General features: G+C 59.7%; 27 protein-coding genes and 1 other RNA gene. 20 read left to right on the top strand and 8 right to left on the bottom strand.

The genetic code is table 11. From position 1 onward, the window contains the following. Nucleotides 1-68 precede the first annotated feature (68 nt). A complete protein-coding gene (locus NVV93_RS04060; RefSeq protein ID WP_258253174.1) occupies nt 69-503 on the bottom strand; it encodes a YhcB family protein in 435 nt (144 codons plus the stop codon). 132 nt (nt 504-635) lie between these two features. Between NVV93_RS04060 and NVV93_RS04065 the strand changes: the two genes are divergently transcribed. The 3 genes from NVV93_RS04065 (at nt 636) to zapE (ending at nt 3826) form a co-directional block, all read left to right on the top strand. After that, the gene (locus tag NVV93_RS04065; protein WP_258253175.1) at nt 636-1259 is read left to right on the top strand and encodes an alpha/beta hydrolase; all 624 of its coding nucleotides are present in this window, start codon (nt 636-638) and stop codon (nt 1257-1259) included. Nucleotides 1260-1289: 30 nt separating this feature from the next. Then, nucleotides 1290-2636 carry a tryptophan--tRNA ligase gene (locus NVV93_RS04070; RefSeq protein WP_258253176.1) on the top strand — a complete coding sequence of 449 codons (1347 nt, stop codon included), beginning with the start codon at nt 1290-1292 and terminating at the stop codon, nt 2634-2636. Between the two features lie 95 nt (nt 2637-2731). Beyond that, entirely contained in the window at nt 2732-3826 is a 1095-nt protein-coding gene (gene zapE, locus NVV93_RS04075; protein WP_258253177.1) for a cell division protein ZapE, read from the top strand. 71 nt (nt 3827-3897) lie between these two features. On the opposite strand, the gene NVV93_RS04080 is transcribed toward zapE, so the two are convergent. Then, nucleotides 3898-4878: a hypothetical protein gene (locus NVV93_RS04080; RefSeq protein ID WP_258253178.1), complete on the bottom strand. Its 981-nt coding sequence runs from the start codon at nt 4876-4878 to the stop codon at nt 3898-3900. A 101-nt stretch (nt 4879-4979) separates the two neighbouring features. Then, nucleotides 4980-5879: a GlxA family transcriptional regulator gene (locus NVV93_RS04085; RefSeq protein ID WP_258254282.1), complete on the bottom strand. Its 900-nt coding sequence runs from the start codon at nt 5877-5879 to the stop codon at nt 4980-4982. 234 nt (nt 5880-6113) lie between these two features. On the opposite strand from NVV93_RS04085, the gene NVV93_RS04090 reads away from it, so the two are divergent. Next, nucleotides 6114-7250 (top strand): acyl-CoA dehydrogenase family protein, encoded by a 1137-nt coding sequence (locus tag NVV93_RS04090; protein ID WP_258253179.1) that lies wholly within the window; start codon nt 6114-6116, stop codon nt 7248-7250. Between the two features lie 252 nt (nt 7251-7502). Here NVV93_RS04090 and NVV93_RS04095 read toward each other — a convergent pair whose 3' ends face one another. Next, entirely contained in the window at nt 7503-8540 is a 1038-nt protein-coding gene (locus NVV93_RS04095; protein ID WP_258253180.1) for an NADP(H)-dependent aldo-keto reductase, read from the bottom strand. 238 nt (nt 8541-8778) lie between these two features. Between NVV93_RS04095 and rplM the strand changes: the two genes are divergently transcribed. The 7 genes from rplM to NVV93_RS04130 all read left to right on the top strand — a co-directional run bounded on the left by rplM (nt 8779) and on the right by NVV93_RS04130 (nt 13592). Beyond that, nucleotides 8779-9207: a 50S ribosomal protein L13 gene (rplM, locus tag NVV93_RS04100; RefSeq protein ID WP_258253181.1), complete on the top strand. Its 429-nt coding sequence runs from the start codon at nt 8779-8781 to the stop codon at nt 9205-9207. 14 nt (nt 9208-9221) lie between these two features. Further along, nucleotides 9222-9614 carry a 30S ribosomal protein S9 gene (rpsI, locus tag NVV93_RS04105; RefSeq protein ID WP_258253182.1) on the top strand — a complete coding sequence of 131 codons (393 nt, stop codon included), beginning with the start codon at nt 9222-9224 and terminating at the stop codon, nt 9612-9614. Nucleotides 9615-9865: 251 nt separating this feature from the next. Next, nucleotides 9866-10459 (top strand): ubiquinol-cytochrome c reductase iron-sulfur subunit, encoded by a 594-nt coding sequence (gene petA / locus NVV93_RS04110; protein ID WP_258253183.1) that lies wholly within the window; start codon nt 9866-9868, stop codon nt 10457-10459. Continuing rightward, on the top strand, nt 10459-11670 hold the full coding sequence (locus NVV93_RS04115; protein ID WP_258254283.1) for a cytochrome bc complex cytochrome b subunit: 1212 nt from the start codon (nt 10459-10461) through the stop codon (nt 11668-11670). The genes petA and NVV93_RS04115 overlap by 1 nt, the downstream gene beginning before the upstream one ends. Beyond that, the gene (locus NVV93_RS04120; RefSeq protein ID WP_258253184.1) at nt 11670-12452 is read left to right on the top strand and encodes a cytochrome c1; all 783 of its coding nucleotides are present in this window, start codon (nt 11670-11672) and stop codon (nt 12450-12452) included. Before NVV93_RS04115 ends, NVV93_RS04120 begins: the two co-directional genes overlap by 1 nt. A gap of 91 nt (nt 12453-12543) precedes the next feature. After that, nucleotides 12544-13167 carry a glutathione S-transferase N-terminal domain-containing protein gene (locus NVV93_RS04125; RefSeq protein WP_258253185.1) on the top strand — a complete coding sequence of 208 codons (624 nt, stop codon included), beginning with the start codon at nt 12544-12546 and terminating at the stop codon, nt 13165-13167. 11 nt (nt 13168-13178) lie between these two features. Next, complete coding sequence (locus NVV93_RS04130; RefSeq protein ID WP_258253186.1) at nt 13179-13592, top strand: ClpXP protease specificity-enhancing factor; 414 nt, start codon at nt 13179-13181, stop codon at nt 13590-13592. A gap of 50 nt (nt 13593-13642) precedes the next feature. On the opposite strand, the gene NVV93_RS04135 is transcribed toward NVV93_RS04130, so the two are convergent. The 4 genes from NVV93_RS04135 to NVV93_RS04150 form a co-directional block, all read right to left on the bottom strand. Continuing rightward, nucleotides 13643-14176 (bottom strand): BON domain-containing protein, encoded by a 534-nt coding sequence (locus tag NVV93_RS04135; protein WP_258253187.1) that lies wholly within the window; start codon nt 14174-14176, stop codon nt 13643-13645. Next, nucleotides 14173-14766, bottom strand: coding sequence for a phosphoheptose isomerase (locus NVV93_RS04140; protein WP_258253188.1), 594 nt, complete (start codon nt 14764-14766; stop codon nt 14173-14175). The genes NVV93_RS04135 and NVV93_RS04140 overlap by 4 nt, the downstream gene beginning before the upstream one ends. Nucleotides 14767-14974: 208 nt before the next feature. Beyond that, entirely contained in the window at nt 14975-15346 is a 372-nt protein-coding gene (locus tag NVV93_RS04145) for a YraN family protein (RefSeq protein WP_258253189.1), read from the bottom strand. After that, nucleotides 15343-17154 (bottom strand): penicillin-binding protein activator, encoded by a 1812-nt coding sequence (locus NVV93_RS04150; RefSeq protein WP_258253190.1) that lies wholly within the window; start codon nt 17152-17154, stop codon nt 15343-15345. Before NVV93_RS04150 ends, NVV93_RS04145 begins: the two co-directional genes overlap by 4 nt. A 194-nt stretch (nt 17155-17348) precedes the next feature. Here NVV93_RS04150 and rsmI point away from each other — a divergent pair, with 194 nt between their 5' ends. The 9 genes from rsmI to mraY all read left to right on the top strand — a co-directional run bounded on the left by rsmI (nt 17349) and on the right by mraY (nt 26238). After that, entirely contained in the window at nt 17349-18203 is an 855-nt protein-coding gene (gene rsmI, locus NVV93_RS04155; RefSeq protein ID WP_258254284.1) for a 16S rRNA (cytidine(1402)-2'-O)-methyltransferase, read from the top strand. A gap of 41 nt (nt 18204-18244) precedes the next feature. Then, nucleotides 18245-18602, top strand: an RNA gene (gene rnpB / locus NVV93_RS04160) — RNase P RNA component class A. Nucleotides 18603-18912: 310 nt separating this feature from the next. Then, complete coding sequence (gene mraZ / locus NVV93_RS04165) at nt 18913-19368, top strand: division/cell wall cluster transcriptional repressor MraZ (protein WP_258253191.1); 456 nt, start codon at nt 18913-18915, stop codon at nt 19366-19368. Beyond that, nucleotides 19365-20306 carry a 16S rRNA (cytosine(1402)-N(4))-methyltransferase RsmH gene (gene rsmH / locus NVV93_RS04170; RefSeq protein ID WP_258253192.1) on the top strand — a complete coding sequence of 314 codons (942 nt, stop codon included), beginning with the start codon at nt 19365-19367 and terminating at the stop codon, nt 20304-20306. Before mraZ ends, rsmH begins: the two co-directional genes overlap by 4 nt. Then, nucleotides 20303-20596, top strand: a complete 294-nt coding sequence (gene ftsL / locus NVV93_RS04175) for a cell division protein FtsL (protein ID WP_258253193.1) — start codon at nt 20303-20305, stop codon at nt 20594-20596. Before rsmH ends, ftsL begins: the two co-directional genes overlap by 4 nt. Continuing rightward, nucleotides 20593-22329 (top strand): penicillin-binding protein 2, encoded by a 1737-nt coding sequence (locus NVV93_RS04180; RefSeq protein ID WP_258253194.1) that lies wholly within the window; start codon nt 20593-20595, stop codon nt 22327-22329. Before ftsL ends, NVV93_RS04180 begins: the two co-directional genes overlap by 4 nt. Next, nucleotides 22329-23792: a UDP-N-acetylmuramoyl-L-alanyl-D-glutamate--2,6-diaminopimelate ligase gene (locus NVV93_RS04185; protein WP_258253195.1), complete on the top strand. Its 1464-nt coding sequence runs from the start codon at nt 22329-22331 to the stop codon at nt 23790-23792. Before NVV93_RS04180 ends, NVV93_RS04185 begins: the two co-directional genes overlap by 1 nt. Next, complete coding sequence (murF, locus tag NVV93_RS04190) at nt 23785-25155, top strand: UDP-N-acetylmuramoyl-tripeptide--D-alanyl-D-alanine ligase (RefSeq protein WP_258253196.1); 1371 nt, start codon at nt 23785-23787, stop codon at nt 25153-25155. The genes NVV93_RS04185 and murF overlap by 8 nt, the downstream gene beginning before the upstream one ends. Further along, nucleotides 25156-26238, top strand: a complete 1083-nt coding sequence (gene mraY / locus NVV93_RS04195) for a phospho-N-acetylmuramoyl-pentapeptide-transferase (protein ID WP_258253197.1) — start codon at nt 25156-25158, stop codon at nt 26236-26238. It begins immediately after the preceding gene. Nucleotides 26239-26242 lie beyond the last annotated feature (4 nt).

A 26242-nucleotide genomic window follows, 5' to 3' on the forward strand; every position in this document is an offset into this window, starting at 1 on the left:
AAACCCGATAGACAATAAAAAGCCCCGCCTAGGCGGGGCTTTTTATTGTCCGGCGTTATCCGGCGAGGTTATTTCTTCATCCCGAAGGTCACGTCCAGCGTGCCGGGCGCATCGGGTGCCTTGGGCGCGTAGTCCTTTGGCGTCTCGGTGCTTTTCGGCGGAGTCAGACGTTCGCGCGGGGCGCTTTGTTCGTCGGCCTGCAACGCGGCGAGCAGGCGCTGCCGGGTCCGCTCGTCGAGAGCCAGGCGGTTGGCACCGTCGGACAGATGCTCCTGAACGTCCTGATAACTCTGGGTGAGTTTCTTCACCAGGCCAGCCGTGGAGTTGAAGTGCGTCACTACATCGCTTTGGTAGGTGTCGAAGCGCTCCTGCAGTTCATCCAACTGGCGCTGAGTACGATTGGGCGCGGCATTAGGCAGCAGGCGGGCCACCACGAAGCCGATGGCGATGCCAGCGAGCAGGGTGAGAGTCGGCAGTAACCAGGCTGTGAGCGTCTGTTCCACGAGTCCTTCCTCTATAAACGGCTTTGCTTTACGTTAGCGGCTCGCACCGGCGCTGTATACCGTGGTGCAAGCCTTCATGTGCCTAACCAAGACGTGTCGACCCGGTCCGGGGTCACGGAGTTCCTGTTGCTTATGCGTGAAACCTCCCTGCTGCTCGATGGCCCCGCCGGTCAGCTCGAAGCCCTCTATCTAGACCTGCCCGATGCGCGTGGTGTGGCGCTGATCTGTCATCCCAATCCGGTGCAGGGCGGCACCATGCTCAACAAGGTCGTCTCGACGTTACAGCGTAGTGCCCGCGATGCTGGCCTGAGTACGCTGCGCTTCAATTACCGGGGGGTTGGCGCCAGCGCGGGCTGCCGTGACATGCACAGCGGCGAAGTGGACGACGCCGAAGCGGTGGCGCACTGGCTACTGGCACGGCATCCGGGTTTGCCGCTCACACTTGCCGGCTTCTCCTATGGCGGTTTCGTCGCCGCGGCGCTCGGTGGCCGCTTGGAGGCGCAGGGGCAGACGTTACAGAGTCTGTTCATGGTGGCGCCGGCGGTCATGCGCTTGCGCGACGAGGATCAACCGCCGCAACACTGCCCGTTGACCCTGATTCAGCCGGACCAGGATGAAGTGATCGATCCGCAACTGGTCTATGCCTGGTCCGCCGCCCTCGACCGTCCCCATGAGCTGCTGAAAGTGGCAGAATGCGGACACTTTTTTCACGGCAAGCTCACCGATCTCAAGGATCTGGTGCAGCCGCGCCTTTGATCCTGATTGCAGTCCGACAAGCGATAAGCCATGACCACTCGTATCCTCACCGGCATCACCACCACCGGGACGCCACACCTCGGCAACTACGCCGGCGCCATTCGCCCGGCCATCGTTGCCAGCCGCGAGGCGAACGCCGATTCGTTCTACTTCCTCGCCGATTACCACGCGCTGATCAAATGTGACGAGCCGCTGCGCATCCAGCGCTCGCGTCTGGAGATTGCCGCCACCTGGTTGGCCTGCGGTCTGGATGTGAACAAGGCGACCTTCTACCGCCAATCCGATATTCCCGAAATTCCCGAACTGACTTGGCTGTTGACCTGCGTGGCGGCCAAGGGTCTGCTCAATCGCGCGCATGCCTACAAGGCATCGGTGGACAAGAACGTCGAACTCGGCGAAGACCCGGATGCCGGCGTGACCATGGGCCTGTTCAGCTATCCGGTGCTGATGGCGGCGGACATCCTGATGTTCAACGCCCACAAGGTGCCGGTCGGCCGCGATCAGATCCAACACGTGGAAATGGCGCGCGACATCGGTCAGCGCTTCAACCACCTGTTCGGTCAGGGCAAGGAGCTGTTCACCCTGCCGGAAGCGGTGATCGAGGAGGGCGTGGCGACGCTGCCTGGTCTCGACGGGCGCAAGATGTCGAAGAGCTACGACAACACCATTCCACTGTTCGGCAGCGCCAAGCAGTTGAAGGACGCCATCGCCCGCATCGTCACCGACTCGAAGCTGCCGGGCGAGGCCAAGGACCCGGATAACTCGCACCTGTTCACCCTCTACCAAGCGTTCGCTACCGCGGCACAGCAGGCTGAGTTCCGTGCCGAGTTGCTCGCCGGTCTGGGCTGGGGCGAAGCCAAACAGCGCTTGTTCCAGCTGCTCGACAGCGAATTGAGCGAGGCGCGCGAGCGCTATCAGGCGTTGATTGAGCGGCCGGCCGATCTGGAAGACATCCTCCTCGCTGGCGCGGCCAAGGCCCGCAAGACTGCCACCCCGTTCCTCGGCGAACTGCGCGAAGCGGTGGGCCTGCGCTCGTTCCGTGAACAGGTGCAAGTAGCCGGGGCAGGCAAGAAGAAAGCGGCGAAAGCGGCGCGTTTCGTCAGCTTCCGTGACGACGACGGCAGTTTCCGCTTCCGTCTGCTGGATGCCGCGGGCGAGCAGTTGCTGCTATCCATCTCTTTCGCCGACGGCAAGAGTGCCGGCCAGGTGAGCAAGCGTCTGCAGGCCGGCGATCAGCTGGATATCCGCGAGCAGGCCGACGGCTTCGGCCTGTGGCTGGATGGCGAACTGGTCGGCGAAAGCCCGGCTTTTACCGATGCCCCCGCTCGCACGGCGGCGATCCAGCACCTGCGCGAGACGCTCGCTGTGCAGGAGTAAGGGCTTTCGGGCGGCTTGCTACCTGAGTCTGATTGCCAAGCAACGGGGCCGTCGCTAAAGTGACGGCCCCGTTTTTCTTGCCTAGTTAGCGAATTATGACTCCCCTCGAGCGATACCAGGTTGACCTGAAACGTCCCGACTTCTTCCACGACGCCGCGCAGGAAAACGCTGTGCGCCATCTGCAGCGGCTCTACGACGACCTGGTCGCCAGCGAGAAGAGCAAGCCGGGAGTATTCGGCAAACTGCTCGGCAAGAAGACCCAGGAACCGGTCAAGGGCCTGTATTTCTGGGGTGGGGTAGGGCGCGGCAAGACCTACTTGGTCGATACCTTCTTCGATGCGCTGCCGTTCAAACGCAAGATGCGCACCCATTTCCACCGCTTCATGAAGCGTGTGCACGAGGAAATGAGAACCCTCAAGGGCGAGAAGAACCCGCTGACCATCATTGGCAAGCGTTTCGCCGACGAGGCGCGAGTGATCTGTTTCGATGAGTTCTTCGTTTCCGACATCACCGACGCGATGATTCTTGCCACCCTGCTCGACGAGCTGTTCAAGAACGGCGTCAGCCTGGTGGCGACCTCCAACATTGTGCCCGATGGCCTGTACAAGGATGGCCTGCAGCGCGCGCGTTTCCTGCCGGCGATCGCGCTGGTCAAGCAGCACACCGATGTGGTCAACGTCGACAGCGGTGTCGATTATCGCCTGCGCGCCCTGGAACAGGCCGAGCTGTTCCACTGGCCGCTGGACGACGAGGCCGAAGGCAGCCTGCGTAAAAGCTTCACCAGCCTGCTGCCGGACTGCACGCGGGCGTCCGAAGATGAGCCGCTACTGATCGAAAATCGCGAAATCCGCGCGGTGCGAGTCTGCGAAGACGTTGCCTGGTTCGAGTTCCGTGAGCTATGCGACGGCCCGCGCAGCCAGAACGATTACATCGAGCTGGGCAAGATCTTCCACGCGGTTATCCTCGCCAACGTCGAGCAGATGGGCGTGGCCAAGGACGACATGGCGCGGCGCTTCATCAATCTGGTGGACGAGTTCTACGACCGCAACGTCAAGCTGATCATCTCCGCCGAGGTGGAGCTGAAGGATCTGTACACCGGCGGGCGACTCAACTTCGAGTTTCAGCGCACCTTGAGCCGCCTGTTGGAAATGCAGTCCCATGAGTTCCTCGCTCGGCCGCACAAGCCGTAACGCGCCGTACGAGTCGTTGCGTACCATAAAAAAGGGCTGCCTATTGGCAGCCCTTTTTTATTCCGCTGCGCTCATTGCTGCGCCAGTTTCTGCTCCTGCTGCGCCAGTTTCTGCTCCTGCTGCGCGAGTAGCTGCTTGGCATGCGCCACTTCCAGGGCCTCCATGGCGTTGATTGGCTGAATCGCCACCGCGCGCTTGAGGTGATCAATGGCTTTCTGCTGTTCATCCTCGTCATACACATACAGCAGCGCATTGGCATATTCGTAGTGACCGATCGGCAGGTCATCGGCGGCAGTGAACGAGCGGCTGAAGTACTGCTCCATCTTCTCCGTGCTGACCCCGTAGGTCATCTTGCCGACCAGTTTGCCGACCTTGCGGATCACCCCCGCTTCATAGCCACCGTACAGCGCCAGGGCGAACGGCTGGCGCGGCTGCTTGGCGAGCAGCGCATCGAGCTCCTCGGGGATCTGGCTGGTATAGCCGCGCTTGAGGACCACGGGCACCGGTAGCTCTTCGCCCAACCGCGCTTTGGCGTAGATCCGCCCGAACTGGGCGGCCGCATCGGCCTGGACCAGCTCACCGGCCTGGTCGGTGTACTCGATCACTTCTTCCAGCAGGCGGTGCTTCTCGGCCTGATCGGGGGTGAGGAACATCGCATACACCACTTGGGCGAACATCGCCGGCACCTGGCCACCGACGCCCAGTGCCAGGCCTTGCTGCTTGGCTTGGGCGAAATCGCCGCGAAACACCAGGCGCCAGATATCTTGCAGCTTGCCGGCATAAATCGCGGCTTCTTCAGGTTTGCCGGTAAAGCCGCTGGTGGCGGTGACGGCCGCCAGTGCCTTGGGATTTTGTCGCGCGGTGTTGATCACCCAGTTGGCATCCGGAAACGGATAGTTGGCGCCGAAGCCGCGGGTCAGCTGCGGCCAGGCTTGGCGAAGTTTGTCGCCGGAGTAGTCGTAGTCACTTTGGTCATAAGGGAAGGGTTTCCAGTCGGCGGCGGCAGCATTCAGGCTACAGAGGGCCAGCAGGGCAAGTAGATAACGGCGCATGGCGAAGCCTTTTATTGTTTTGGGCGAGATTTCCCTGGGCGGGGATGCCTCAATCATAAGTGGCGCTGGCGCTCTACCAACCCATCCTTGGGCTGGCATTGTTATTCGCTCTTGTGCAGGAACTGGCGACGGTACTGGTTGGGTGAAAGTTCGGTGTGCTGGCGAAACAGGCGGGCGAAGAAGCTCGCGTCGTCGTAGCCGATCTCATAGCTGATGGTCTTGATGCTTTTGCGAGTGGCGCTGAGCAGGCCTTTGGCGGTTTCAATGCGTAAGCGTTGCAGGTAGTGCAGGGGCTTGTCGCCGGTGGCGACCTGGAAGCGGCGCATGAAGTTGCGGATGCTCATGCCGTGATTGCGGGCCACGTCTTCGAAGCGGAACTTGTCGGCGAAATGCTCTTCCAGCCACTCCTGGATCTGCAGGATGGTCACGTCCTGGTGCAGTTTCTGGCCGCCAAAGCCGATACGCCCTGGGGTGTAGCTGCGCTTTACCTCATAAAGAATATCGCGCGCCACGGCCTGGGCGACGCTGGCACCGCAGAACCGTTCGATCAGATAGATGTACAGATCGCAGGCCGAGGTCGAGCCGCTCGCGCAGTACAAGTTATCGGCGTCGGACAAGTGTTTTTCCTGGTTCAGTAACACGGCGGGGAAGCGCTCGGTGAATTCGCGGTGGTAGCGCCAGTAGGTGGTCGCTTCTTTACCGTCGAGCAGGCCGACTTGGGCCATCCAGAAAACGCCCATGGCTTCGCCGCAGAGCACGCTGCCGGCAGCATGCTGGGCTTTCAGCCAGTCGAGTACGTGCGGAAAGCGTTGGCAGAGTTGGTCGAAATCGCCCCAGAAGGGCGGCAGGATAATGATATCGGCGTCCTCCAATCCGCCGTCGACGGGCAGCACGACATCGCTGAAGCTGCGCACCGGTTGGCCATCGGGGCTGACCAGGTGGATTTCGAATGAGGCGTTTAGCCCCAGGCCTTGCTGGCGCCCATAACGCAGGCTGGCCATGTGGAAGAAGTCTTTGGCCTGCATCACCGTCGATGCGAAAACCCCTTCAATGGCGAGAATGGCGACTCGATGCAGCGGTCTGGTCGGAGTAAACATGTTGTTATTCTTTTGAGGGGGAAGTGGTCAAATACTGGCTGAAGCGTCTTATTTTTTGGCGCTTGTGTCCAGTGCAGCGCCAATCGCGCTCTCCTACAGTCTGGAGTTCTTCAACCTACTGTTGTGCCAGGTACTCCCATGATCCCAAGAACAATCTTCAGCCCCGAACACGAACTCTTCCGAGATAGCGTGCGTAAATTCCTCGAGCAAGAGGCCGTGCCCTTCCATGCGCAATGGGAAGAGCAGGGTTATATCGATCGCGCGCTGTGGAACAAGGCCGGCGAAGCCGGAATGCTGTGCTCGCATTTGCCCGAGGCGTATGGCGGCATGGATGCAGATTTTCTGTACAGCAGCATCGTGGTTGAGGAAATCAGCCGGCTGGGTCTGTCGGGGATCGGTTTTTCCCTGCACTCCGATATCGTTGCGCCCTACATCCTGCATTACGGCAGTGAGGCGTTGAAGCAGAAGTACTTGCCGAAGATGGTCAGTGGCGAACTGGTCACAGCCATTGCGATGACCGAGCCAGGTGCGGGCTCCGACCTGCAGGGGGTGAAAACCACCGCGGTTCTGGACGGCGATGAGTACGTGATCAATGGTTCGAAAACCTTCATTACCAATGGCTATCTCGCCGATCTGGTGATTGTTGTCGCCAAGACCGATCCCAAGGCTGGCGCTAAAGGCACCAGTCTACTGCTGGTCGAAGCCGGTACGCCGGGATTCGACAAGGGTCAGCGGCTGAAGAAGGTCGGTATGAAGGCGCAGGACACTTCCGAATTGTTCTTCCAGAACGTGCGGATTCCCAAGGAAAACCTCCTTGGTCAAGCGGGAATGGGTTTCGCATATCTGATGCAGGAGTTGCCGCAGGAGCGTCTCGGCGTTGCTGTGGGTGCGCTGGCTTCGGCGGAAGCCGCGCTGCAATGGACGCTGGATTACACGCGTGATCGCAAGGCGTTCGGTAAATCCATCGCCGATTTCCAGACCACGCGCCACAAGCTGGCCGAGTTGGCTACCGAGATCCAGGTCGGCCGGCTATTCGTCGATCGTTGCCTGGAGCTGCATCTGCAGAAAAAACTCGACGTGCCGACCGCGGCGATGCTCAAGTACTGGACGACCGATCTACAAGGCAAGGTGCTTGATGAGTGCGTGCAGCTGCATGGCGGTTACGGCTATATGTGGGAATACCCGATCGCTCGCGCCTGGGCGGATGCCCGCGTGCAGCGAATCTACGCCGGCACTAATGAAATCATGAAAGAAATTATCTCGCGCTCATTGTGAGGCGCCGCCGCGGGTCGTCCGAGTGATCGGTGATCCGCGTTTTTTGCCTGGTCTGCCGCGCCGCCGTTTTCGGAAGCGGCTATGCATCCGTTTCCATTCGGCGATTGGGACGGTAGCGTCCGTCACGCTCATGAGCTGCAAGGCGAGTTGGCAGTGCAAGTCGTGTTGCGCACGCCTGCGGAGTGGCTGGCCTCGCGCAGGGGAAGTGTGCCGATTATACGCGAGGCGGATTTGTTCGACTAATTTGGCGGCTCAGGGCGCGGGGTTGGGTTGTGAACGATGGATGGCTTCGATGGCGGCGAGCACCTCTTCGGACAGCTTCAGTGGGCTGCTGGCTAAGTTTGTCTCGAGCTGTTGGAGAGTGGTTGCGCCAATGATAGTGCTGGTCACGAACGGCTGCGAAGTGACATAGGCCAGTGCCATCTGCGCTGGATCCAGGTGATGTTCGCGGGCTAGTGCGACATACCGCGAACAGGCGATCTGGGCTTGTGGGTTGGTGTAGCGAGTGAAGCGGCTGAACAAAGTGATACGGGAATTTGCCGGGCGAGCGCCACCCTCGTATTTGCCGGAAAGCATGCCGAACGCCAATGGCGAGTAGGCCAACAGGCCGCATTGCTCACGCAGGGCGATTTCTGCCAGGCCGACTTCGAAAGTACGGTTGAGGAGGTTGTAGGGGTTCTGGATCGAGACCATGCGTGGTAGTCCGAGCCTGTCGGCCAGCTGCAGAAACGTCATGGCGCCCCATGGCGTTTCGTTGGATAGACCGACATGGCGGATCTTGCCGGCCTGGATCTGCGAGCTAAGCACCTCCAGGGTTTCCTGCAGGGGCGTGAAGTCTTCGTCCCGATGGCGATAGCCAAGCTGGCCAAAAAAATTAGTACTGCGTTCGGGCCAATGTAATTGATAGAGATCGATCCAGTCTGTTTGCAGGCGTTTCAGGCTGGCATCCAGCGCAGCGATAATATGGTTGCGGTTGTGTTTGAGCTGCCCGTCGCGAATGTGTGCAATGCCATTTCCGGGGCCTGCGACCTTGCTAGCCAGAACCCAGTCGGCACGACTTCCACATGTTTTGAAGTAGTTGCCAATGATTTGTTCGGTCTTGCTGTACGTCTCGGCGCGCGGCGGTACCGGGTACATTTCTGCGGTATCGAGGAAATTAACTCCATTGCACCGGGCCATGTCCAGTTGCGCGGAGGCCTCCGCCTGCGTGTTCTGCTCACCCCAGGTCATGCTGCCCAAGCATAAAGCGCTGACGCTGAGATCGCTCTGTCCGAGTCGCCGAAATTCCATGGAAAACCTCCTCGTGCAAAAAGTCTTATCAAAGCAGGTTGAAATTTTGCGTGCAATCGGCATAATTCCGCAGCTGTTTTTGGTGGGGGATGCCTAGCCCGCCGAACTTGGCCGTACGAGCGTGATGACCCGAGCCCCCGATAGCGCCCGTTTTCGGCTGCCTTTGACTTGTCAAAGCAAGCACTATTCAGTAAGATCCGCCGTCTTATTTTCAGGGCGGCCCCTGAGGCTATAAAGAATGAAAACTTTTACTGCTAAACCGGAAACTGTTAAGCGCGACTGGTTCGTCGTCGACGCTGCAGGTCAGACTCTGGGTCGTCTGGCCACAGAAATCGCTTCTCGTCTGCGTGGCAAGCACAAGCCTGAGTACACTCCGCACGTGGATACCGGCGATTACATCGTTGTGATCAATGCTGAGCAAGTACGCGTGACTGGTGCCAAGACCACCGACAAAATGTACTACTCTCACTCCGGTTTCCCGGGTGGCATCAAGGAAATCAGCTTTGACAAGTTGATCGCCAAGGCGCCTGAGCGTGTGATCGAGACCGCGGTCAAAGGCATGCTGCCGAAAAACCCGCTGGGTCGCGACATGTACCGTAAGCTGAAGGTGTATAAGGGTGCCGAGCATCCGCACACCGCACAGCAGCCCCAAGAACTGAAGATTTAACGGAATAGTTCATTATGTCGGCGACTCAAAATTACGGCACTGGCCGTCGCAAGACTGCAACCGCTCGCGTTTTCCTGCGTCCGGGTACTGGCAACATTTCCATCAATAACCGCAGCCTGGATACTTTCTTCGGTCGTGAAACTGCCCGCATGGTAGTTCGTCAGCCGCTGGAGTTGACTGAAACCACTGGCAAGTTCGATATCTACGTCACCGTCATCGGTGGTGGTGTCAGCGGCCAGGCTGGTGCGATCCGTCACGGTATCACTCGTGCGCTGATGAGCTACGACGAGACTCTGCGCGGTGCTCTGCGTAAAGCTGGCTTCGTTACTCGCGATGCTCGTGAAGTGGAGCGTAAGAAGGTCGGTCTGCGTAAGGCGCGTAAGCGTCCGCAATACTCGAAGCGTTAATCTGCTTCAGTGTTCAAAAACGCCCGATTTCGCTAAGAAGTCGGGCGTTTTTTTATGGCTTTTATTTTTATTGCGACAACTTGACGCACCGTTGAATGCCGCGCCTCGCAAGGCTTTCGGCAGTTTTGTATCCAGTAATTGCCTTGTCAGAAAAGGGGCTTTTCTTTACCATCTGGCAAATTTTTTGCGCTATTTGATTTACTTAGTAGATGCCTGAATAACAGGCCACAAAGCTGATGGGAGACGACTGAATGAGCAATGACGGCGTGAATGCAGGCCGGCGTCGCTTCCTTGTGGCAGCCACTTCTGTAGTGGGTGCCGCAGGAGCGGTGGGTGCTGCGGTCCCGTTCGTGGGGTCATGGTTCCCAAGTGCCAAGGCCAAGGCCGCTGGTGCACCGGTGAAAGTGAATATTGGCAAGATCGAAGCCGGCCAGCAGATGATTGCTGAATGGCGTGGCCAGCCAGTCTTCATCGTCCGTCGTACCGAAGAGATTTTGGGGAATCTTGATAAAATTATCGCGAATATATCCGACCCTGAATCCAAATCCTCGGTTCAGCCGACTTATGTAGATCCGAAAGTGCGGTCGATCAAACCGGAGATCCTGGTTTTGGTTGGGCTTTGCACGCATTTGGGTTGTTCACCGTCCTTCCGTCCGGAAGTGGCGCCCGCGGATCTTGGTGCTGAGTGGGTCGGGGGTTATTTCTGCCCTTGCCATGGCTCCCGTTATGATCTCGCCGGCCGTGTGTATAAGTCACAGCCCGCGCCCATAAACCTGCCGGTACCGCCGCACTCGTACGAGTCGGATGACGTTATCGTCATCGGTGTGGACCAGGAGAAGGCATGATGAGCAAATTCATGGAATGGGTTGATGCGCGCTTTCCCGCCACGAAAATGTGGGAAGACCATCTCAGCAAGTATTACGCCCCGAAGAACTTTAACTTCTTCTATTTCTTTGGCTCGCTAGCGCTGTTGGTGCTGGTTAACCAGATACTCACCGGTGTTTGGCTCACCATGAGCTACACGCCGTCGGCGGAAGAGGCGTTCGCTTCCGTTGAGTACATCATGCGCGATGTCGAGTACGGCTCGATTCTGCGTCTGTTGCACTCCACCGGCGCTTCGGCCTTCTTCATCGTGGTTTACCTACACATGTTTCGTGGCTTGCTCTACGGCTCGTACCAGAAGCCGCGTGAGCTGGTGTGGGTATTCGGCATGCTGATCTATCTGGCGCTGATGGCCGAAGCGTTCATGGGATATCTGCTGCCGTGGGGGCAGATGTCTTATTGGGGGGCTCAGGTAATTATCTCCTTGTTCGGCGCGATTCCGGTGATCGGCAACGATCTGACCCAGTGGATTCGTGGTGACTACCTGATCTCCGGGATCACACTGAACCGTTTCTTCGCCTTGCATGTGGTGGCCCTGCCGATTGTGATTCTCGGCCTGGTAGTGCTGCACATTCTGGCGCTCCATGAGGTTGGCTCGAACAACCCGGACGGCGTGGACATCAAGAAATTCAAGGATGAAAACGGCGTGCCGCTAGACGGCATCGCTTTTCATCCGTACTACACCGTGAAAGACATTGTCGGTGTGGTGGTATTCCTCTTCATCTTCTGTGCGATCGTGTTTTTCTTCCCTGAAATGGGCGGCTACTTCCTCGAGAAGCCGAACTTTGAAGTGGCCAACGCATTTAAGACTCCAGAACATATTGCGCCGGTTTGGTACTTCACGCCGTTTTACGCGATCCTCCGGGCGATTCCGGACAAGCTCCTCGGCGTTATTGCCATGGGTGCAGCGATTGCGGTGCTGTTCGTCCTGCCGTGGCTGGATCGTAGTCCGGTCAAGTCCATGCGCTACAAAGGCTGGATGAGCAAAATCTGGCTGTGGGTGTTCTGTGTCTCGTTCGTGATTTTGGGGGTCTTGGGTGTTCTGGCTCCCACTCCAGGGCGTACCTTGCTGTCGCAGGTATGTACGTTCTTGTACTTCGCCTACTTCATTTTGATGCCGTTCTATACCAGGCTCGAGAAGACCAAACCGGTTCCGGAAAGGGTGACTGGCTGATGAAAAAGCTCTTTGCTGCATTAATTTTCGCTGTACTGCCAGCCATCGCATTCGCTAATACCGGCCAAGGGCCGGAGCTGGAGGAGGTCGATATCGACCTGGCCGATAAGGCGGCACTGCAAGATGGCGCGCGTACGTTCGCCAACTACTGCATGGGCTGCCATAGCGCCAAGTTCCAACGCTACGAGCGTGTTGCTGATGATCTGGGTATTCCTCATGACCTGATGCTGAGCAATCTGATTTTCACGGGAGCCAAAATTGGTGACCTGATGAAGATTGGCATGCAGCCAGCGGATGCCAAAAACTGGTTCGGCGCTGCGCCGCCCGATCTAACTCTGGTCGCCCGGGTGCGTGGCAATGATTGGCTCTATAACTACCTGCGCGGCTTCTATGAAGACCCAGCGCGTCCTTGGGGTGTGAACAACAAGGTCTTCCCGAACGTCGGTATGCCTAACGTTTTGGTCGGTCTGCAGGGTCGTCAGGTCGTCGGCTGCAAGCAGGTTCAGATCGTCGAGCACGGCAAGAAACAATTCGATCCGCTGACGGGCACACCGCTGACTCATGAGGCGTGCGACCAACTGACCGTATTGCCGAAAACTGGCGCGCTGACCGAAGAGCAGTTCGACGAGAAGGTCAAGAATCTGGTGACCTTCCTAGCCTACTCCGCCAACCCGGTGAAGTTGGAGCATCAGCGCATTGGTACTTACGTGCTGCTGTACCTGGCTTTCTTCTTCGTCTTCGCCTATCTGCTCAAGCGCGAATACTGGAAAGACGTGCACTAATCAACCGCTGTTCTGCTGTCGACGCGCGCGCCCGCCCTGGGCGCGCGCGTTTTTCTGCTTTCGATAACTGTAATACGCGAGGAGGATCACCATGGGCGTGACCAATCGGTTGGCCTGTTATTCCGCCCCCGCCGATCACTATTCGCACCGCGTACGTATCGTGCTCGCCGAGAAGGGTGTAGGTGCCGAAATTGTGTATGTCGAGGCCGGGCACATCCCGCCCAAGCTAGTCGAAGTCAATCCTTACGGAAGTCTGCCTACTCTGGTTGATCGTGATCTGGCTCTCTATGAATCCACCGTGATCATGGAGTACCTGGATGAGCGTTACCCTCATCCGCCGTTAATGCCGGTTTACCCGGTTGCGCGCGCCAACAGTCGGTTATTGATTCATCGCATCCAGCGCGACTGGTGTGGATTGGTCGACCTGATCCTCGATCCGCGTAGTAAAGAGGCTGCTCGGGTCCAGGCGCGTAAAGAGCTGCGCGAAAGCCTGACTGGTGTATCGCCTTTGTTCGCCGACAAACCGTATTTCCTCAGTGAAGATTTGAGTCTGGTGGACTGTTGCCTGTTGCCGATCCTCTGGCGGCTGGGTCAGCTAGGGATCGAGTTGCCACGGCAGGCCAAGCCACTGCTGGACTATATGGAGCGCCAATTTTCACGTGAGGCCTTCCAGGCCAGTCTTTCTGCTGCCGAGCGCGACATGCGCCAACGCTGAAGGAGAGTTTGATGACTTCTAGCCGTCCGTATCTCATTCGCGCGCTTTACGAATGGATCGTCGATAACAACTACACCCCGCATTTGCTGGTAAATGCCGAGTACGATGGGGTGCAGGTGCCGAAAGGTTTCATTAACGATGGGCAGATCGTACTGAACGTATCGCCCAGTGCGGTGCGCTACTTACAGATGGATAACGCCTCGGTGACTTTCGAGGGGCGGTTCGGCGGCGTGGCGCATACATTGTTCATTCCCTGTGCCGCGGTCTTGGCGATTTATGCGCGGGAGAATGGTCAAGGCATGGTGTTCGATCTGGAGCCGCCGGTTATCGACGAGGAGGATGATTCGAGCCCTGATGATGACGATCCGTCAGGCGGCGAACCACCGAGGCCGAGTGGGCGACCGAGTTTGAAAGTGGTCAAGTGAAACAAAAAAGGCGATCCAGTGGATCGCCTTTTTTCTGGCTGCCGATTAATTCAGTTGGTGTATTGGAACAGTTTGACGACCTTTTGCACGCCGGAAACGCTCTGGACCACGCGAGTGGCGCTAGCGGCCTCCTGCTGAGTCACCAGGCCGAGCAAGTAGACGATGCCGTTTTCGGTGACCACTTTGATGCGCGTACTCGGCACGCTGTTGTCGGCCAGCATTTGGGTTTTGATTTTGGTGGTCATCAGCGCATCGTTGCTGCGTGCCAGCGCCGAAGTCGGTTGCAGCACCTGGAGTTCGTTGTGGACCTTCTTCACCCCCTGCACCGAACGGGCAGCCTGTTCGGCCTTGCCTTTCAATTCAGCGCGCGGGGTTTGTCCGGCCAGCAGGATGACGCCGTTGTAGCTGGTCACCGTGATGTGAGAGGTAGGACTGGTTAGGTCCTTGTCGGCCCGGGAAATGCTGGCGTCGACATCAGGAGCAAGAAACTGATCGTCGATCTTGTTGCCGATGCTGCGATTGCCGCAGCCACTCAAAATCAGGCTTACAGCGAGCGCGACGAAGATCGGTAGGCGACGGGTCATTCTTCACTCCCAAACAATTGGCTGTCGATGAGATCGCACAGGCAGTGAATTGCGAGCAAATGCACTTCCTGAATACGAGCGGTTACTTTGGCAGGTACGCGGATTTCCACATCTTCCGGTAGTAGCAGCGACGCCATGCCACCGCCGTCGCGGCCGGTGAGTGCGACCACCACCATTTCGCGATCATGGGCGGCTTGGATGGCTTGGATCACATTGGCGGAATTGCCGCTGGTGGAAATCGCCAAGAGCACGTCTCCCGGTTGGCCAAGAGCACGGATCTGCTTGGAGAACACCTCGTTGTAGCTGTAGTCATTGGCGATCGAGGTGATGGTCGAGCTGTCGGTCGTTAGCGCAATGGCCGGTAGGCTAGGGCGCTCGCGCTCGAAGCGGTTAAGCAGCTCCGAGGAGAAGTGCTGTGCATCGCCTGCCGACCCGCCGTTGCCGCAGGTGAGGATCTTGCCCTCATTGAGCAGGGCATTGACCATCGCCAGGCTGCCTTGTTCGATGAGTGGGATAAGCACTTCCATGGCCTGCTGTTTGGTGTCGATGCTGGCTTGAAACAGCTTGCGGATACGGGCTTGCATGTCCATCGATATGACCTTTTAGAGTGGCGGCGCGGACGGATGTGACGTCGTCGCGACGGTGCGGCGCTGCGAAAATCGTGGGTTGGTCGAGAGCAGGCTGACTGCATGCATCGCCAACGTTGCATTGGTAATGAGCTCGGTCTGAATGTTAGCCGAGCGTCCGGCTTGAGCAGGATTGTGGTTTTTCATGGCGCCTGGCGACATGGGGTTGCGCTTAGGTGTCGAATGCATTCTTGACCCAGTTCATCCGCGCCAGCGACTGATCGCCGGCATCGATGGCTATGACATCAAAGCGGCAGGGGTGTTTGCTCCAGCGCGATTCCTGTTGCAAAAAATGCTCGGCAGCGCGGGCGATCTTTTCCTGTTTGCGACCGTCAACACTCTCCAATGCGCCGCCCCAGGCGGCGTATCGACGGTAACGTACTTCGACGAATACTACTGTATCGCCGTCGAGCATGACCAGATCGAGCTCGCCGCGCCGGCATAGCCAGTTCTGCGCCAAGAGCCGCATACCCTGGCGCTCGAGGTGCTGGCGGGCGGATTGTTCTGCCGCGCGGCCGCGACTCTGGGTGCTCTCGCTGGTCAATGGCTGATGTCTGGTAGCCGTTGGACTTGGCCGTCGCGGAACTCAGCCCACGGCAGTTGGCGTTCGACGCGTTGATTTGGGTTCAGTCTCAAGCTGCCGGTCAGCCCCTCGACTTCGCTATCTGGAAGCGCTTTGAGCTGGGTGAGGCGTGGGGCAAGGCGATAAGCGTCGACGCCCATTGCATACAGGCGACCGAGGCTGGTCGCGGCTTGCGGCCATTGACTGCTGATCTGTTGACGCAGTGGATCGCTGGAATCAAGTAGCCACGGTGTTTCGCAGAAGCGAATACCTTCCAGGTCAAGATTTTGCGCCTGATTGCTGGAGCCGCTGTAGAGATGTGAAGTGGCATAAACCGGTACGTCGCCGGCGTACTGGAAGGCCAGGGTTGGCTTGATTTGCTGAGCCTGCTGCGGAGTGGCAGCGAGGAAAATGAAGTCGATGTCTTGACGTCGCGCAGGTTGCGCTGCGACCTGGGTGCCGAGCGTGTTTTGCAGGCGCTTGGCGCGTCCTTCGCTCTGGCGCAATTGGAACAGATCGGCGATCTGTTGGGCGAGTTCGACGGGCTGGTCAACGTGCTCGGAAGCGATAAGTGTGCCGCCGGCCGCTTGCCAGGACTGACTGAAGGCCGTGAGTACACGATCACCCCATTCGCCGCGCGGTACCAGTGCCACAGCACGGCGCATGCCGTCGGCCCAAGCGCGGCGCGCTACCTCGCGCGCTTCGTCTTCTGCGGCCAGGCCGAACTGGAACAGTTGCGGCGGGCCTTCGCGACTGGCATCCCCATAGTTGAGGGCAAGTGTCGTCAGCGGCAACTGCTCGCGATCGCTGAGCTGTTTGACCAGCGGTTTTTCCAAGGGGCCGACTACCAATTGGACCCCGGCCGCTTGTGCCTGGCGATAAAACTCATCCAGCGAGGTCAGGCGTGAACTGTCATACAGTTCAATGTTGGGTGGGTTCTGGCCGGCTTGTTGCGCTTGATAGTGAGCGGCGAGAAAACCGTCGCGCAGGGCCCGGGCAACCGAGGCGAGCTGGCCTTCTTCGGGAAGCAGGAGGGCGATTTTGCTCAGCGGTTGGCTGCTCAACTCCTGCACTTTGCGCAACGCCTGGGGTAGCTGCTGAGCGGCGGGGTGCTGAGGGTATTGCTGGCGCCAGGTTTCGATGGCGGCCTGCTGCTGTTGTACGGTGCCGGCATTTTTGACCGCGCGAGCGAGGGCCAGCCAGCCGTCCAGGTCGCTGCCACCAGCCCCTTGCAGCTTTTCGGTGGGCAAGCTCGCAAGCAGCGTCCAGATAGCTTCATGGTTGGCCGCGGCGGCTTCACCGCTAAGCAGGGGGGCGATGAAAACCCGTTCTTGTGCGGCGGCCAGAGCTTGTCCGTCAGCTTGCAGAGCTTGAGCGCGAACCAGTTGGGTGCGGATCTGCTGTTCGACCGGCAGTTCGGCCAGGCGCTCAAGGCTGGGGTGGCTAAGGGCTTGGATGGCGGCCTTGGGTTTGTTGCGCGCTAACGCCAGCTCTGCCGCCAGGGTGCTGGCAAAGATCTGCTGTGCGGGCTTGAGATTGGCCAGCGGAACTTGTTCGAGAATGCGCGTAGCTCGGCCAAGGTCATGTTGTCCCAGTGCCAGGTCGGCGGCGGACAAACGCAGTGCGGCGGCCTCTGCTGGCTCGCTGGAATCTGCCTGCTGCAGCAATTGTTCGATGCTGGCCTGTGGCGTGCGGGGGAGTTCGCCGAGGGTGGATGACGGGGAACTGCTGCAGGCTGCCAGAAGAGCGGCAAGGCAGACGAGAGAAAGCTGGCGCAAACAGGCGATCATGTAATCGTTCCTGGTACTTGATCAAATGAGTGCGAATTGTACCCAAGGCCCGCCCCAGGCGCGATCTCGATGCTCGTCTCAGTCGCGTAGAGATGTGAAGGCCTAGCGTTTGTGCGCTGAATGCCCGGGGCTAGCTAAGGCGCTACAATGCGCGTTTTGGTAAATCGAGGTGGGTTGTGACCGCTCCTGTTGCGTTGAATTCCGCGTTCGGCACTCTTTATGTAGTCGCAACCCCAATCGGCAATCTTGACGACATGAGTGCTCGGGCGCTCAAGGTGCTCAAGGAAGTGGCGTTAATTGCCGCGGAAGACACTCGGCACTCTATGCGCCTGTTGCAGCATTTTGGCATTTCCACGCCCCTGGCGGCCTGTCATGAGCACAACGAGCGGGATGAGGGCGGGCGCTTTCTCTCCCGCCTGCAAGCGGGAGAGAGTGTTGCGCTGATTTCGGATGCGGGCACGCCGTTAATTTCCGATCCCGGTTACCACTTGGTGCGTCAGGCGCGTGCCGCTGGTGTGACTGTCGTCCCGGTGCCTGGCCCTTGTGCGGTGATCGCCGCGTTATCCGCCGCCGGTTTACCGTCCGATCGCTTCATCTTTGAGGGCTTTCTACCGGCCAAGCAGGCGGCACGTTGCGCTCGCCTCGAGAAGGTCAAGGAAGAGCCGCGCACGCTCATTTTCTACGAGGCACCACACCGTATATTGGAATGCTTGGAAGACCTTGAGTCGGTCTTCGGCGGCGAGCGCCAAGCGGTTCTGGCGCGAGAGCTGACGAAAACCTTTGAAACGCTGAAGGGCCTGCCATTAGGTGAGTTGCGCGCCTGGGTGGCAGCCGATAGCAACCAGCAGCGTGGCGAGTGCGTGGTGCTGGTGGCGGGTTGGCAGGCGCCGGACAGTGATGCGGCTGTGAGTGTTGAAGCGCTACGCGTACTCGACTTGTTGCTCAAGGAGCTCCCGTTGAAACGTGCTGCGGCGCTGGCGGCAGAGATCACCGGGGTGCGCAAGAATTTGCTCTACCAGGCTGCTCTTGAGCGGCAAAAGGCAGACTAAGCCTTGTTCTTGTGCTGGCCTGCCGCTACCCTTGGCGGCGGAGAGTCGATCGGACAGTCGCTGTTTCATTGCGCTTGCGTAATGGAAGGGAGGAAAGTCCGGGCTCCATAGGGCGGAGTGCCAGGTAACCCCTGGGAGGCGCGAGCCTACGGAAAGTGCCACAGAAAATAACCGCCTAAGCATTTCGGTGCCGGTAAGGGTGAAAAGGTGCGGTAAGAGCGCACCGCACGGCTGGCAACAGTCCGTGGCTAGGTAAACCCCACTCGGAGCAAGACCAAATAGGGTTCCATTGGCGTGGCCCACGCTGGAACCGGGTAGGTTGCTAGAGGCGTCCAGTGATGGCCGTCGTAGAGGAATGACTGTCCTCGACAGAACCCGGCTTACAGATCGACTCTCCTCTTCTTTCTTCTAGATTTTCTGCTTCACCTCCTCGCGTATTTAATACCGAAAAATTCTTACTCTTAACAAATCACTTTAAGTTTGAAATTCAGCTCACTGAAAGCGCTTATTTTTGCCTTAAAAAAGCCGCTTTTAGAGCGCCTGATTCCCCCAAAAACCTCGCTAAATCTCCGTCCTATAAGGATTTTTCCCGTCCGGAGCGCCTTGACGCTGGGGTGTACGCATTCCTATAGTGTGCACAAGTGGTAGGAAGTGGCATGAAGTGGGTGTTTTGGGCGTGGAAAGCTAGTCAAAGTGGGGAGGCACAACCTTGTTTCGCGGAGCTAACGCCATATCACTCGACGCCAAAGGGCGGCTCGCGATGCCAAGTCGGTATCGAGATGAGCTCGTCTCGCGTTCGAGCGGCCAGCTCATCGTGACAATCGATGCTGTTGACCCATGCCTGTGCGTTTACCCCTTGCCTGAGTGGGAGCTGATTGAGGCCAAGCTTCGCGAGTTGCCCTCTCTGCGTGAAGAAACCCGTCGCCTGCAGCGTCTGTTAATCGGCAATGCCGTTGACCTCGAATTGGACGGCAGTGGCCGTTTTCTCGTTCCGCCGCGTCTGCGTGAGTACGCCAAGTTGGATAAGCGCGCGATGCTGGTCGGCCAGTTGAACAAATTTCAGTTGTGGGATGAGGATGCTTGGAATGCACTTGCTGATGCAGACCTGGCAGCCATCAAACAACCCGGCGGCCTGCCGGACGAACTGCGTGACTTGATCCTATGACCAATAGCTTTCGCCATATCACTGTGCTGCTGGACGAAGCCGTCGAGGCTCTCGCCGTGCGCCCGGATGGCTGCTATCTGGATGGTACGTTCGGGCGCGGCGGGCATAGCCGCTTGATTCTCGAGAAGCTCGGTCCTGATGGACGTTTGCTGGGGTTCGACAAGGATCCCCTGGCCATCGTGTCAGGACAGCAATTGGCGGCCGAAGACGGCCGCTTTGTCGTTGTGCAGCGCAGTTTTGCGGAACTTGGCGCCGAAGCCGCTGTCCGCGGTCTGGCCGGGAAGGTGGCTGGCGTCCTGTTGGACTTGGGGGTTTCCTCTCCCCAGTTGGACGACGCGGCGCGCGGATTCAGCTTTCTCAATGATGGTCCGCTGGATATGCGTATGGACCCTAGCTGCGGCGTCAGTGCAGCTGAGTGGTTGGCTAGCGCCGCTGAAGATGAAATCGCCCGGGTATTCAAAACCTACGGTGAAGAGCGCTTTGCCAAGCGCATGGCGCGCGCAGTAGTTCAGCGCCGAGTGGAACAGCCGTTTGAGCGCACCACCGATCTGGCTGAAGTCCTCAAGGAAGCCAATCCGGCCTGGGAAAAGAATAAGCACCCGGCCACTCGGGCCTTCCAAGGTTTGCGCATCTACATCAACAACGAACTCGGCGACCTGGAAAACGGTCTGGATGCGGCGCTCGAGGCTCTGGATGTCGGCGGGCGACTGGTGGTGATCAGTTTCCATTCGCTGGAAGATCGCATCGTCAAACTGTTCATGCGCAAGCACGCCAAGGGTGAGGCCGACAATCTGCCGCGCAACCTGCCCGTGCGGGCGCAGACCTTCGAGCCGCGTTTGCAGGTGCTCGGCAAGCCGCAGTACGCCTCGGATGTGGAGATCAAGGCCAACCCCCGGTCGCGCAGCGCGGTCATGCGTGTGGCGGAGAAGCTGCGTTGAGCCGCTCGCTGATCAAGTCGATGCCATCCGGCAGCCTGATGTTGCTGTTGTTGTTTATCGCCGTGCTGATCTCCGCCATCGCCGTTTCCTATACCGCGCACTGGAATCGTCAACTGCTCAACGCGCTGTATTCCGAGCTGAGTGTTCGCGATAAGGCGCAAGCGGAGTGGGGGCGGTTGGTTCTCGAGCAGAGCACCTGGACTGCCCACAGTCGCATCGAAAACCTGGCGGCCGAGCAGCTGAAAATGCGCGTCCCTGAGCCCGGTGATATCCGCATGGTGGCGCCATGATCGGCCTCGAAGGCGCACTCTATCCGTGGCGCTTCCGCCTGGTGCTGGCATTGCTCGCGGCCATGGTCGGCGCGATCGGCTGGCGCATTCTCGATTTGCAGGTGATCGATCGCGCCTTCCTTAAGGGTCAAGGCGATGCGCGCAGCATGCGGCATGTGCCGATTCCTGCGCACCGTGGCCTTATCACCGATCGTAACGGCGAGCCGCTGGCCGTCAGCACGCCGGTCACCACGCTGTGGGCCAATGGCAAAGAATTGCAGGCCGGGCGCGAGCGTTGGGCGGAGCTGGCCATGGCGCTCGGGCAAGAGCCCAAGGCGTTTTCCGCGCGCCTGGAGCAGAGTGCTGGGCGCGAGTTCATGTATCTGGTGCGCGGCCTGACGCCGGAGCGCGGCCAGGCAATCCTGGATCTGAAAATCCCGGGCGTTTATGGCAGTGAGGAGTTTCGGCGCTTCTACCCAGCTGGCGAAGTCGCTGCCCATATAGTCGGCTTCACCGATGTCGATGACCGTGGCCGCGAAGGTGTCGAACTGTCCTTCGATAGCTGGCTAGCCGGCGTGGCAGGTAAGCGCCAGGTGCTCAAGGACCGCCGCGGTCGCCTGATCAAGGATGTTCAAGTCGTTGAAAACGCCAAGCCGGGTAAGGCATTGGCACTCTCCATCGACCTGCGCCTGCAGTACCTGGCCAACCGCGAATTGCGCAATGCTTTGGTGGAGAACGGCGCCAAGGCTGGCAGCCTGGTAATCATGGATGTGAAGACCGGTGAGATCCTCGCCATGGTCAACCAGCCCAGCTACAACCCGAATAACCGCCGCAACATGCAGCCGGCGATGATGCGCAACCGCGCCATGATCGACGTGTTCGAGCCGGGCTCCACCGTGAAGCCGCTGTCCATGGTCGCCGCCCTGCAGAGCGGGCGCTGGAAACCCAGCGACGTGGTCGAGGTCTATCCGGGCCGCCTGAAGATCGGTCGCTACACCATCAAGGACGTGTCCACCGGGGGCGGGCCGGTGCTCGACCTGACCGGCATCCTGATCAACTCCAGCAACGTCGGCATGAGCAAGGTCGCCTTCGATATCGGTGGTGAGTCCATCTACAACCTGATGCAGCAAGTCGGACTGGGTCAGGATACCGGCCTCAGTTTCCCTGGCGAGCGGGTCGGCAATCTGCCCAACCACCGCGAATGGCGTAAGGCGGAGACCGCCACGTTGTCCTATGGCTACGGTCTGTCGGTAACTGCCATTCAGCTGGTTCACGCCTATGCGGCGCTGGCCAATAATGGCCGTCTGGTACCGTTGAGCCTGGTCCGCGTCGATCAGCCTCCGGTGGCTGCCCAAGTGGTGCCCGAGGCGGTCGCCAAGACCATGCAAGGCATGCTGCAGCAAGTGGTCGAGGCGCCGCGCGGTGCGCACCGGGCGCTGGTGCCGGGCTACCACGTGGCCGGCAAGAGCGGTACCGCACGCAAGGCGACCGTCGGCGCCAAGGGCTATACGGCGAACGCCTATCGCTCGCTGTTCGCCGGCTTCGGCCCAATGAGCAATCCGCGTTTCGCCGTCGTCGTAGTGATCGACGAGCCGAGCAAGGCGGGTTACTTCGGTGGTCTGGTCTCGGCACCGGTGTTCAGCAAAGTAATGTCCGGCACGCTGCGCCTGATGAATATCCAGCCGGACAATCTACCCAGCGTGCCGCCCGCGCAGGTCGTCGCGCAAAGCCCTGGCAACGGAGGGCGCCTCTGATGCCAATGCCTCTTAATCAACTCCTGCCGCAAGCGGAAAGCGCCGTATTGATCCGCGAGCTGAGCCTGGACAGTCGTACCGTACGTCCCGGTGATCTGTTCCTCGCCGTACCGGGCGGCCAGCAGGACGGTCGCGCGCATATCGCCGACGCCATCGCCCGCGGCGCTGCGGCTGTGGCATACGAAATCGCCGGTGCGCCGGCGGTCGAAGCCAAGGGCGCAGCCCTGGTGCCAATGAAAGGTCTGGCCGGACAGTTGTCGGCCATCGCCGGACGTTTTTACGGTGAGCCGAGCCGTGCCATGCAGTTGGTTGGCGTCACCGGGACCAACGGCAAAACCAGCGTCAGCCAGCTGATCGCCCAGGCGCTGGATAGCTTTGGCGAGCGCTGCGGCATCATCGGCACGCTCGGCAGCGGCTTTCACGATGCGCTGGCGCAGGGCCGTCATACCACGCCTGATCCGATCGGCGTGCAGGCCATGCTGGCCAATCTCAAACAAGCCGGCGCGCGTGCGGTGGCTATGGAAGTGTCTTCCCACGGCCTGGATCAGGGCCGCGTCGCCGCGTTGGATTTCGATATCGCGGTGTTGACCAATTTGTCCCGCGACCATCTCGATTACCACGGTTCGATGGAGGCCTACGCGGCCGCCAAGGCCCGCCTCTTCGCCTGGCCGAGCCTGCGCTGCCGGGTGATCAACCTCGACGATGCCTTCGGTCGCCAACTGGCCGCCGACCACCAGAGCTCGCGACTGATCAGCTACAGCCTGGAAGACGCCAGTGCCTACCTGTATTGCCGGGATGTGCAGTTCGACGACCATGGCGTACGCGCCACATTGATCACCCCGCGTGGCGAAGGCAGTCTGCGCAGCCCGCTGCTTGGCCGTTTCAACCTGAGCAATCTGCTCGCGGTAGTCGGCGCGTTGCTTGGCCTGGATTGCCCGCTGGACGAAATTCTCCGCGCGCTGCCAACCCTGCAAGGTCCGGCCGGGCGCATGCAGCGTCTGGGTGGTGGGAAGCAGCCGTTGGTGGTGGTCGACTATGCCCACACTCCGGATGCGCTGGAAAAAGTGCTGACCGCCATGCGTCCGCATGCGCAGGGCCGGTTGCTGTGTCTGTTCGGTTGCGGCGGTGACCGTGATCGCGGCAAGCGTCCGCTGATGGCCGAAGTGGTCGAGCGCCTGGCCGATGGAGTGCTGGTAACCGACGACAATCCGCGCAGCGAAGATCCGCAGCAGATCTTTGCCGATATCCGTGGCGGCTTCCGCGCCGCCGAGCACATCGAGTTCGTCGCCGGCCGCGGTCAAGCCATTGCGCATTTGATCGCTTCGGCGCAAGCCGCAGATGTCGTAGTGCTGGCCGGCAAGGGTCACGAGGACTACCAAGAAATCAATGGCCAGCGCCATGCCTTCTCCGATCTGGAAGAGGCTACCAAGGCATTGGCCGCGTGGGAGGTGGCGCATGTTTAAGCCACTGTTGTTGAGTGAAGTCGCCGCGCCGCTGAATGCGACCCTGTATGGCGCCGACGTCGAATTTTCCGCGGTAAGCACCGACAGCCGAACGATCCAGCCGGGTCAGTTGTTTATCGCCCTGAGCGGCCCGCGTTTCGATGGCCACGCCTATCTGCAGGCTGTCGCCGATAAGGGCGCCGTTGCCGCCTTGGTCGAGCGCCCGGTGGTGGATGTCGCCCTGCCGCAACTGGTAGTGCGCGATACCCGTGAAGCCCTCGGTCAGCTTGGTGCGCTCAACCGCCAGGCTTATGTCGGTCCGCTGGCGGCTGTCACCGGTTCGAGCGGCAAGACCACGGTCAAGGAATTGCTGGCCGGCGTCCTCAAGGCCGGTTTCGCCGGGCCGGTGTTGGCCACTCGTGGCAATCTGAACAACGATCTTGGCGTGCCGCTGACCCTGCTCGAGCTGGCGCCGGAACATGTCGGCGCGGTGATCGAACTGGGCGCCAACCACGTCGGCGAGATTGCTTACACGGTCGGCCTGACGCAGCCGCAAGTGGCGATCATCAATAATGCCGGCACTGCGCATGTCGGCGAATTCGGCGGGCCGGAGAAGATCGTCGAAGCCAAGGGCGAAATCCTCGATGGGCTTCCCGCTGACGGTGTCGCGGTGCTGAACCTCGACGACAAAGCCTTCGCTATTTGGCAACAACGCGCCGCCGGTCGTCGCGTGCTGAGCTTTGCGCTAAACGATAGCTGCGCCGACTTTCATGCCAGCGATCTGGCCCGCGATGCCCGTGGCTGCCCGGCGTTCACGCTGCACAGCCCGGCTGGCGAGGCGCGTATTCAGCTCAATCTGCTCGGTAGTCACAACGTCGCCAACGCCTTGGCTGCTGCTGCGGCTGCCTATGTGCTGAACGTGCCACTGGTCGGCATCGTCGCCGGGCTGCAAAGCGTAACGCCGGTCAAAGGCCGCGCGGTAGCGCAGCTGGCGACGAATGGCGTGCGCGTCATCGACGACAGCTACAACGCCAACCCGACTTCCGTGTGTGCGGCCATTGATATACTCGCCGGGTTTTCCGGGCGCACCGTGCTGGTGCTCGGCGACATCGGTGAGCTGGGCGAGTGGGCCGAGCAGGGCCACCAAGAAGTCGGCGCGTATGCCGCCAACAAAGTTTCCGCTTTATATGCCGTGGGTCCGCTGACGGCTCATGCAGTCAAGGTTTTTGGCGCCAATGGCCGCCATTTTCCCGATCAAGCCAGCCTGATCGAGGCGCTTCGCGCCGAACAAGGCGATACCACCATTTTGATTAAAGGTTCGCGCAGCGCGGCGATGGATAAAGTCGTCGCCGCGCTGTGTGCAACCAGCGAGGAGAGTCACTAAATGCTGCTGCTGTTGGCCGAGTATCTGCAACAGTTCCACAAGGGCTTCGCGGTCTTTCAGTACCTGACCCTGCGCGGCATCCTTGGCGTGCTTACCGCTCTGGCGCTGTCGCTGTGGCTGGGCCCGTGGATGATTCGCACCCTGCAAATCCGCCAGATCGGTCAGGCGGTGCGCAACGACGGCCCGCAATCGCATCTGTCCAAATCCGGCACGCCGACCATGGGTGGCGCGCTGATTCTCTCGGCGATCGGCATCAGCACTCTGCTCTGGGCCGATCTGTCCAACCGCTACGTGTGGGTCGTGCTGCTGGTGACCCTGCTGTTCGGTGGCATCGGCTGGGTCGACGACTACCGCAAGGTCATCGAGAAGAACTCCCGCGGGCTGCCGAGCCGCTGGAAGTATTTCTGGCAGTCGGTGTTCGGCCTGGGCGCGGCGATTTTCCTCTATATGAGCGCACAGACCCCGGTGGAAACCACCCTGATCGTGCCGATGCTCAAAGACGTGAGTATCCCGCTGGGCATCGGTTTCATCGTCCTGACCTATTTCGTCATCGTCGGCACCAGCAACGCGGTGAACCTGACCGATGGCCTCGACGGTCTGGCGATCATGCCCACGGTGATGGTTGGCGGCGCGCTGGGGATCTTCTGCTACCTGTCGGGCAACATCAAATTCGCCGAGTACCTGTTCATTCCCTATGTGCCGGGCGCCGGCGAGTTGATCGTGTTCTGCGCCGCGCTGGTCGGGGCCGGACTTGGCTTCCTGTGGTTCAACACCTACCCGGCACAAGTGTTCATGGGTGATGTCGGTGCGCTGGCGCTGGGCGCTGCGCTAGGCACCATCGCGGTGATCGTCCGGCAGGAAATCGTGCTGTTCATCATGGGCGGCGTGTTCGTCATGGAAACCCTGTCGGTGGTGATCCAGGTCGCCTCCTTCAAGTTGACCGGCAAACGCGTGTTCCGCATGGCGCCGATCCATCACCACTTCGAACTGAAAGGCTGGCCTGAGCCGCGCGTGATCGTCCGCTTCTGGATCATCACCGTGATTCTGGTGCTGATCGGTCTTGCCACCCTGAAACTGAGGTAATAAG

The sequence above is a fragment of the Pseudomonas sp. LS44 genome (assembly GCF_024730785.1).
GTDB lineage: Bacteria > Pseudomonadota > Gammaproteobacteria > Pseudomonadales > Pseudomonadaceae > Aquipseudomonas.

Excerpts from the sequence above, each read along its gene's own strand:
- rpsI (WP_258253182.1), top strand. The coding sequence starts at position 9,222 with ATGTCGGCGACTCAAAATTACGGCACTGGCCGTCGCAAGACTGCAACC.
- petA (WP_258253183.1), top strand. The coding sequence starts at position 9,866 with ATGAGCAATGACGGCGTGAATGCAGGCCGGCGTCGCTTCCTTGTGGCA.
- NVV93_RS04185 (WP_258253195.1), top strand. The coding sequence starts at position 22,329 with ATGCCAATGCCTCTTAATCAACTCCTGCCGCAAGCGGAAAGCGCCGTA.
- NVV93_RS04090 (WP_258253179.1), top strand. The coding sequence starts at position 6,114 with ATGATCCCAAGAACAATCTTCAGCCCCGAACACGAACTCTTCCGAGAT.
- NVV93_RS04080 (WP_258253178.1), bottom strand. The coding sequence starts at position 4,878 with ATGCGCCGTTATCTACTTGCCCTGCTGGCCCTCTGTAGCCTGAATGCT.
- NVV93_RS04150 (WP_258253190.1), bottom strand. The coding sequence starts at position 17,154 with ATGATCGCCTGTTTGCGCCAGCTTTCTCTCGTCTGCCTTGCCGCTCTT.
- mraY (WP_258253197.1), top strand. The coding sequence starts at position 25,156 with ATGCTGCTGCTGTTGGCCGAGTATCTGCAACAGTTCCACAAGGGCTTC.
- NVV93_RS04095 (WP_258253180.1), bottom strand. The coding sequence starts at position 8,540 with ATGGAATTTCGGCGACTCGGACAGAGCGATCTCAGCGTCAGCGCTTTA.
- NVV93_RS04125 (WP_258253185.1), top strand. The coding sequence starts at position 12,544 with ATGGGCGTGACCAATCGGTTGGCCTGTTATTCCGCCCCCGCCGATCAC.
- murF (WP_258253196.1), top strand. The coding sequence starts at position 23,785 with ATGTTTAAGCCACTGTTGTTGAGTGAAGTCGCCGCGCCGCTGAATGCG.
- NVV93_RS04070 (WP_258253176.1), top strand. The coding sequence starts at position 1,290 with ATGACCACTCGTATCCTCACCGGCATCACCACCACCGGGACGCCACAC.
- rsmH (WP_258253192.1), top strand. The coding sequence starts at position 19,365 with ATGACCAATAGCTTTCGCCATATCACTGTGCTGCTGGACGAAGCCGTC.
- NVV93_RS04065 (WP_258253175.1), top strand. The coding sequence starts at position 636 with ATGCGTGAAACCTCCCTGCTGCTCGATGGCCCCGCCGGTCAGCTCGAA.
- NVV93_RS04140 (WP_258253188.1), bottom strand. The coding sequence starts at position 14,766 with ATGGACATGCAAGCCCGTATCCGCAAGCTGTTTCAAGCCAGCATCGAC.
- NVV93_RS04120 (WP_258253184.1), top strand. The coding sequence starts at position 11,670 with ATGAAAAAGCTCTTTGCTGCATTAATTTTCGCTGTACTGCCAGCCATC.
- rplM (WP_258253181.1), top strand. The coding sequence starts at position 8,779 with ATGAAAACTTTTACTGCTAAACCGGAAACTGTTAAGCGCGACTGGTTC.
- NVV93_RS04135 (WP_258253187.1), bottom strand. The coding sequence starts at position 14,176 with ATGACCCGTCGCCTACCGATCTTCGTCGCGCTCGCTGTAAGCCTGATT.
- NVV93_RS04130 (WP_258253186.1), top strand. The coding sequence starts at position 13,179 with ATGACTTCTAGCCGTCCGTATCTCATTCGCGCGCTTTACGAATGGATC.
- NVV93_RS04085 (WP_258254282.1), bottom strand. The coding sequence starts at position 5,879 with ATGGCCAGCCTGCGTTATGGGCGCCAGCAAGGCCTGGGGCTAAACGCC.
- zapE (WP_258253177.1), top strand. The coding sequence starts at position 2,732 with ATGACTCCCCTCGAGCGATACCAGGTTGACCTGAAACGTCCCGACTTC.
- NVV93_RS04115 (WP_258254283.1), top strand. The coding sequence starts at position 10,459 with ATGAGCAAATTCATGGAATGGGTTGATGCGCGCTTTCCCGCCACGAAA.
- NVV93_RS04180 (WP_258253194.1), top strand. The coding sequence starts at position 20,593 with ATGATCGGCCTCGAAGGCGCACTCTATCCGTGGCGCTTCCGCCTGGTG.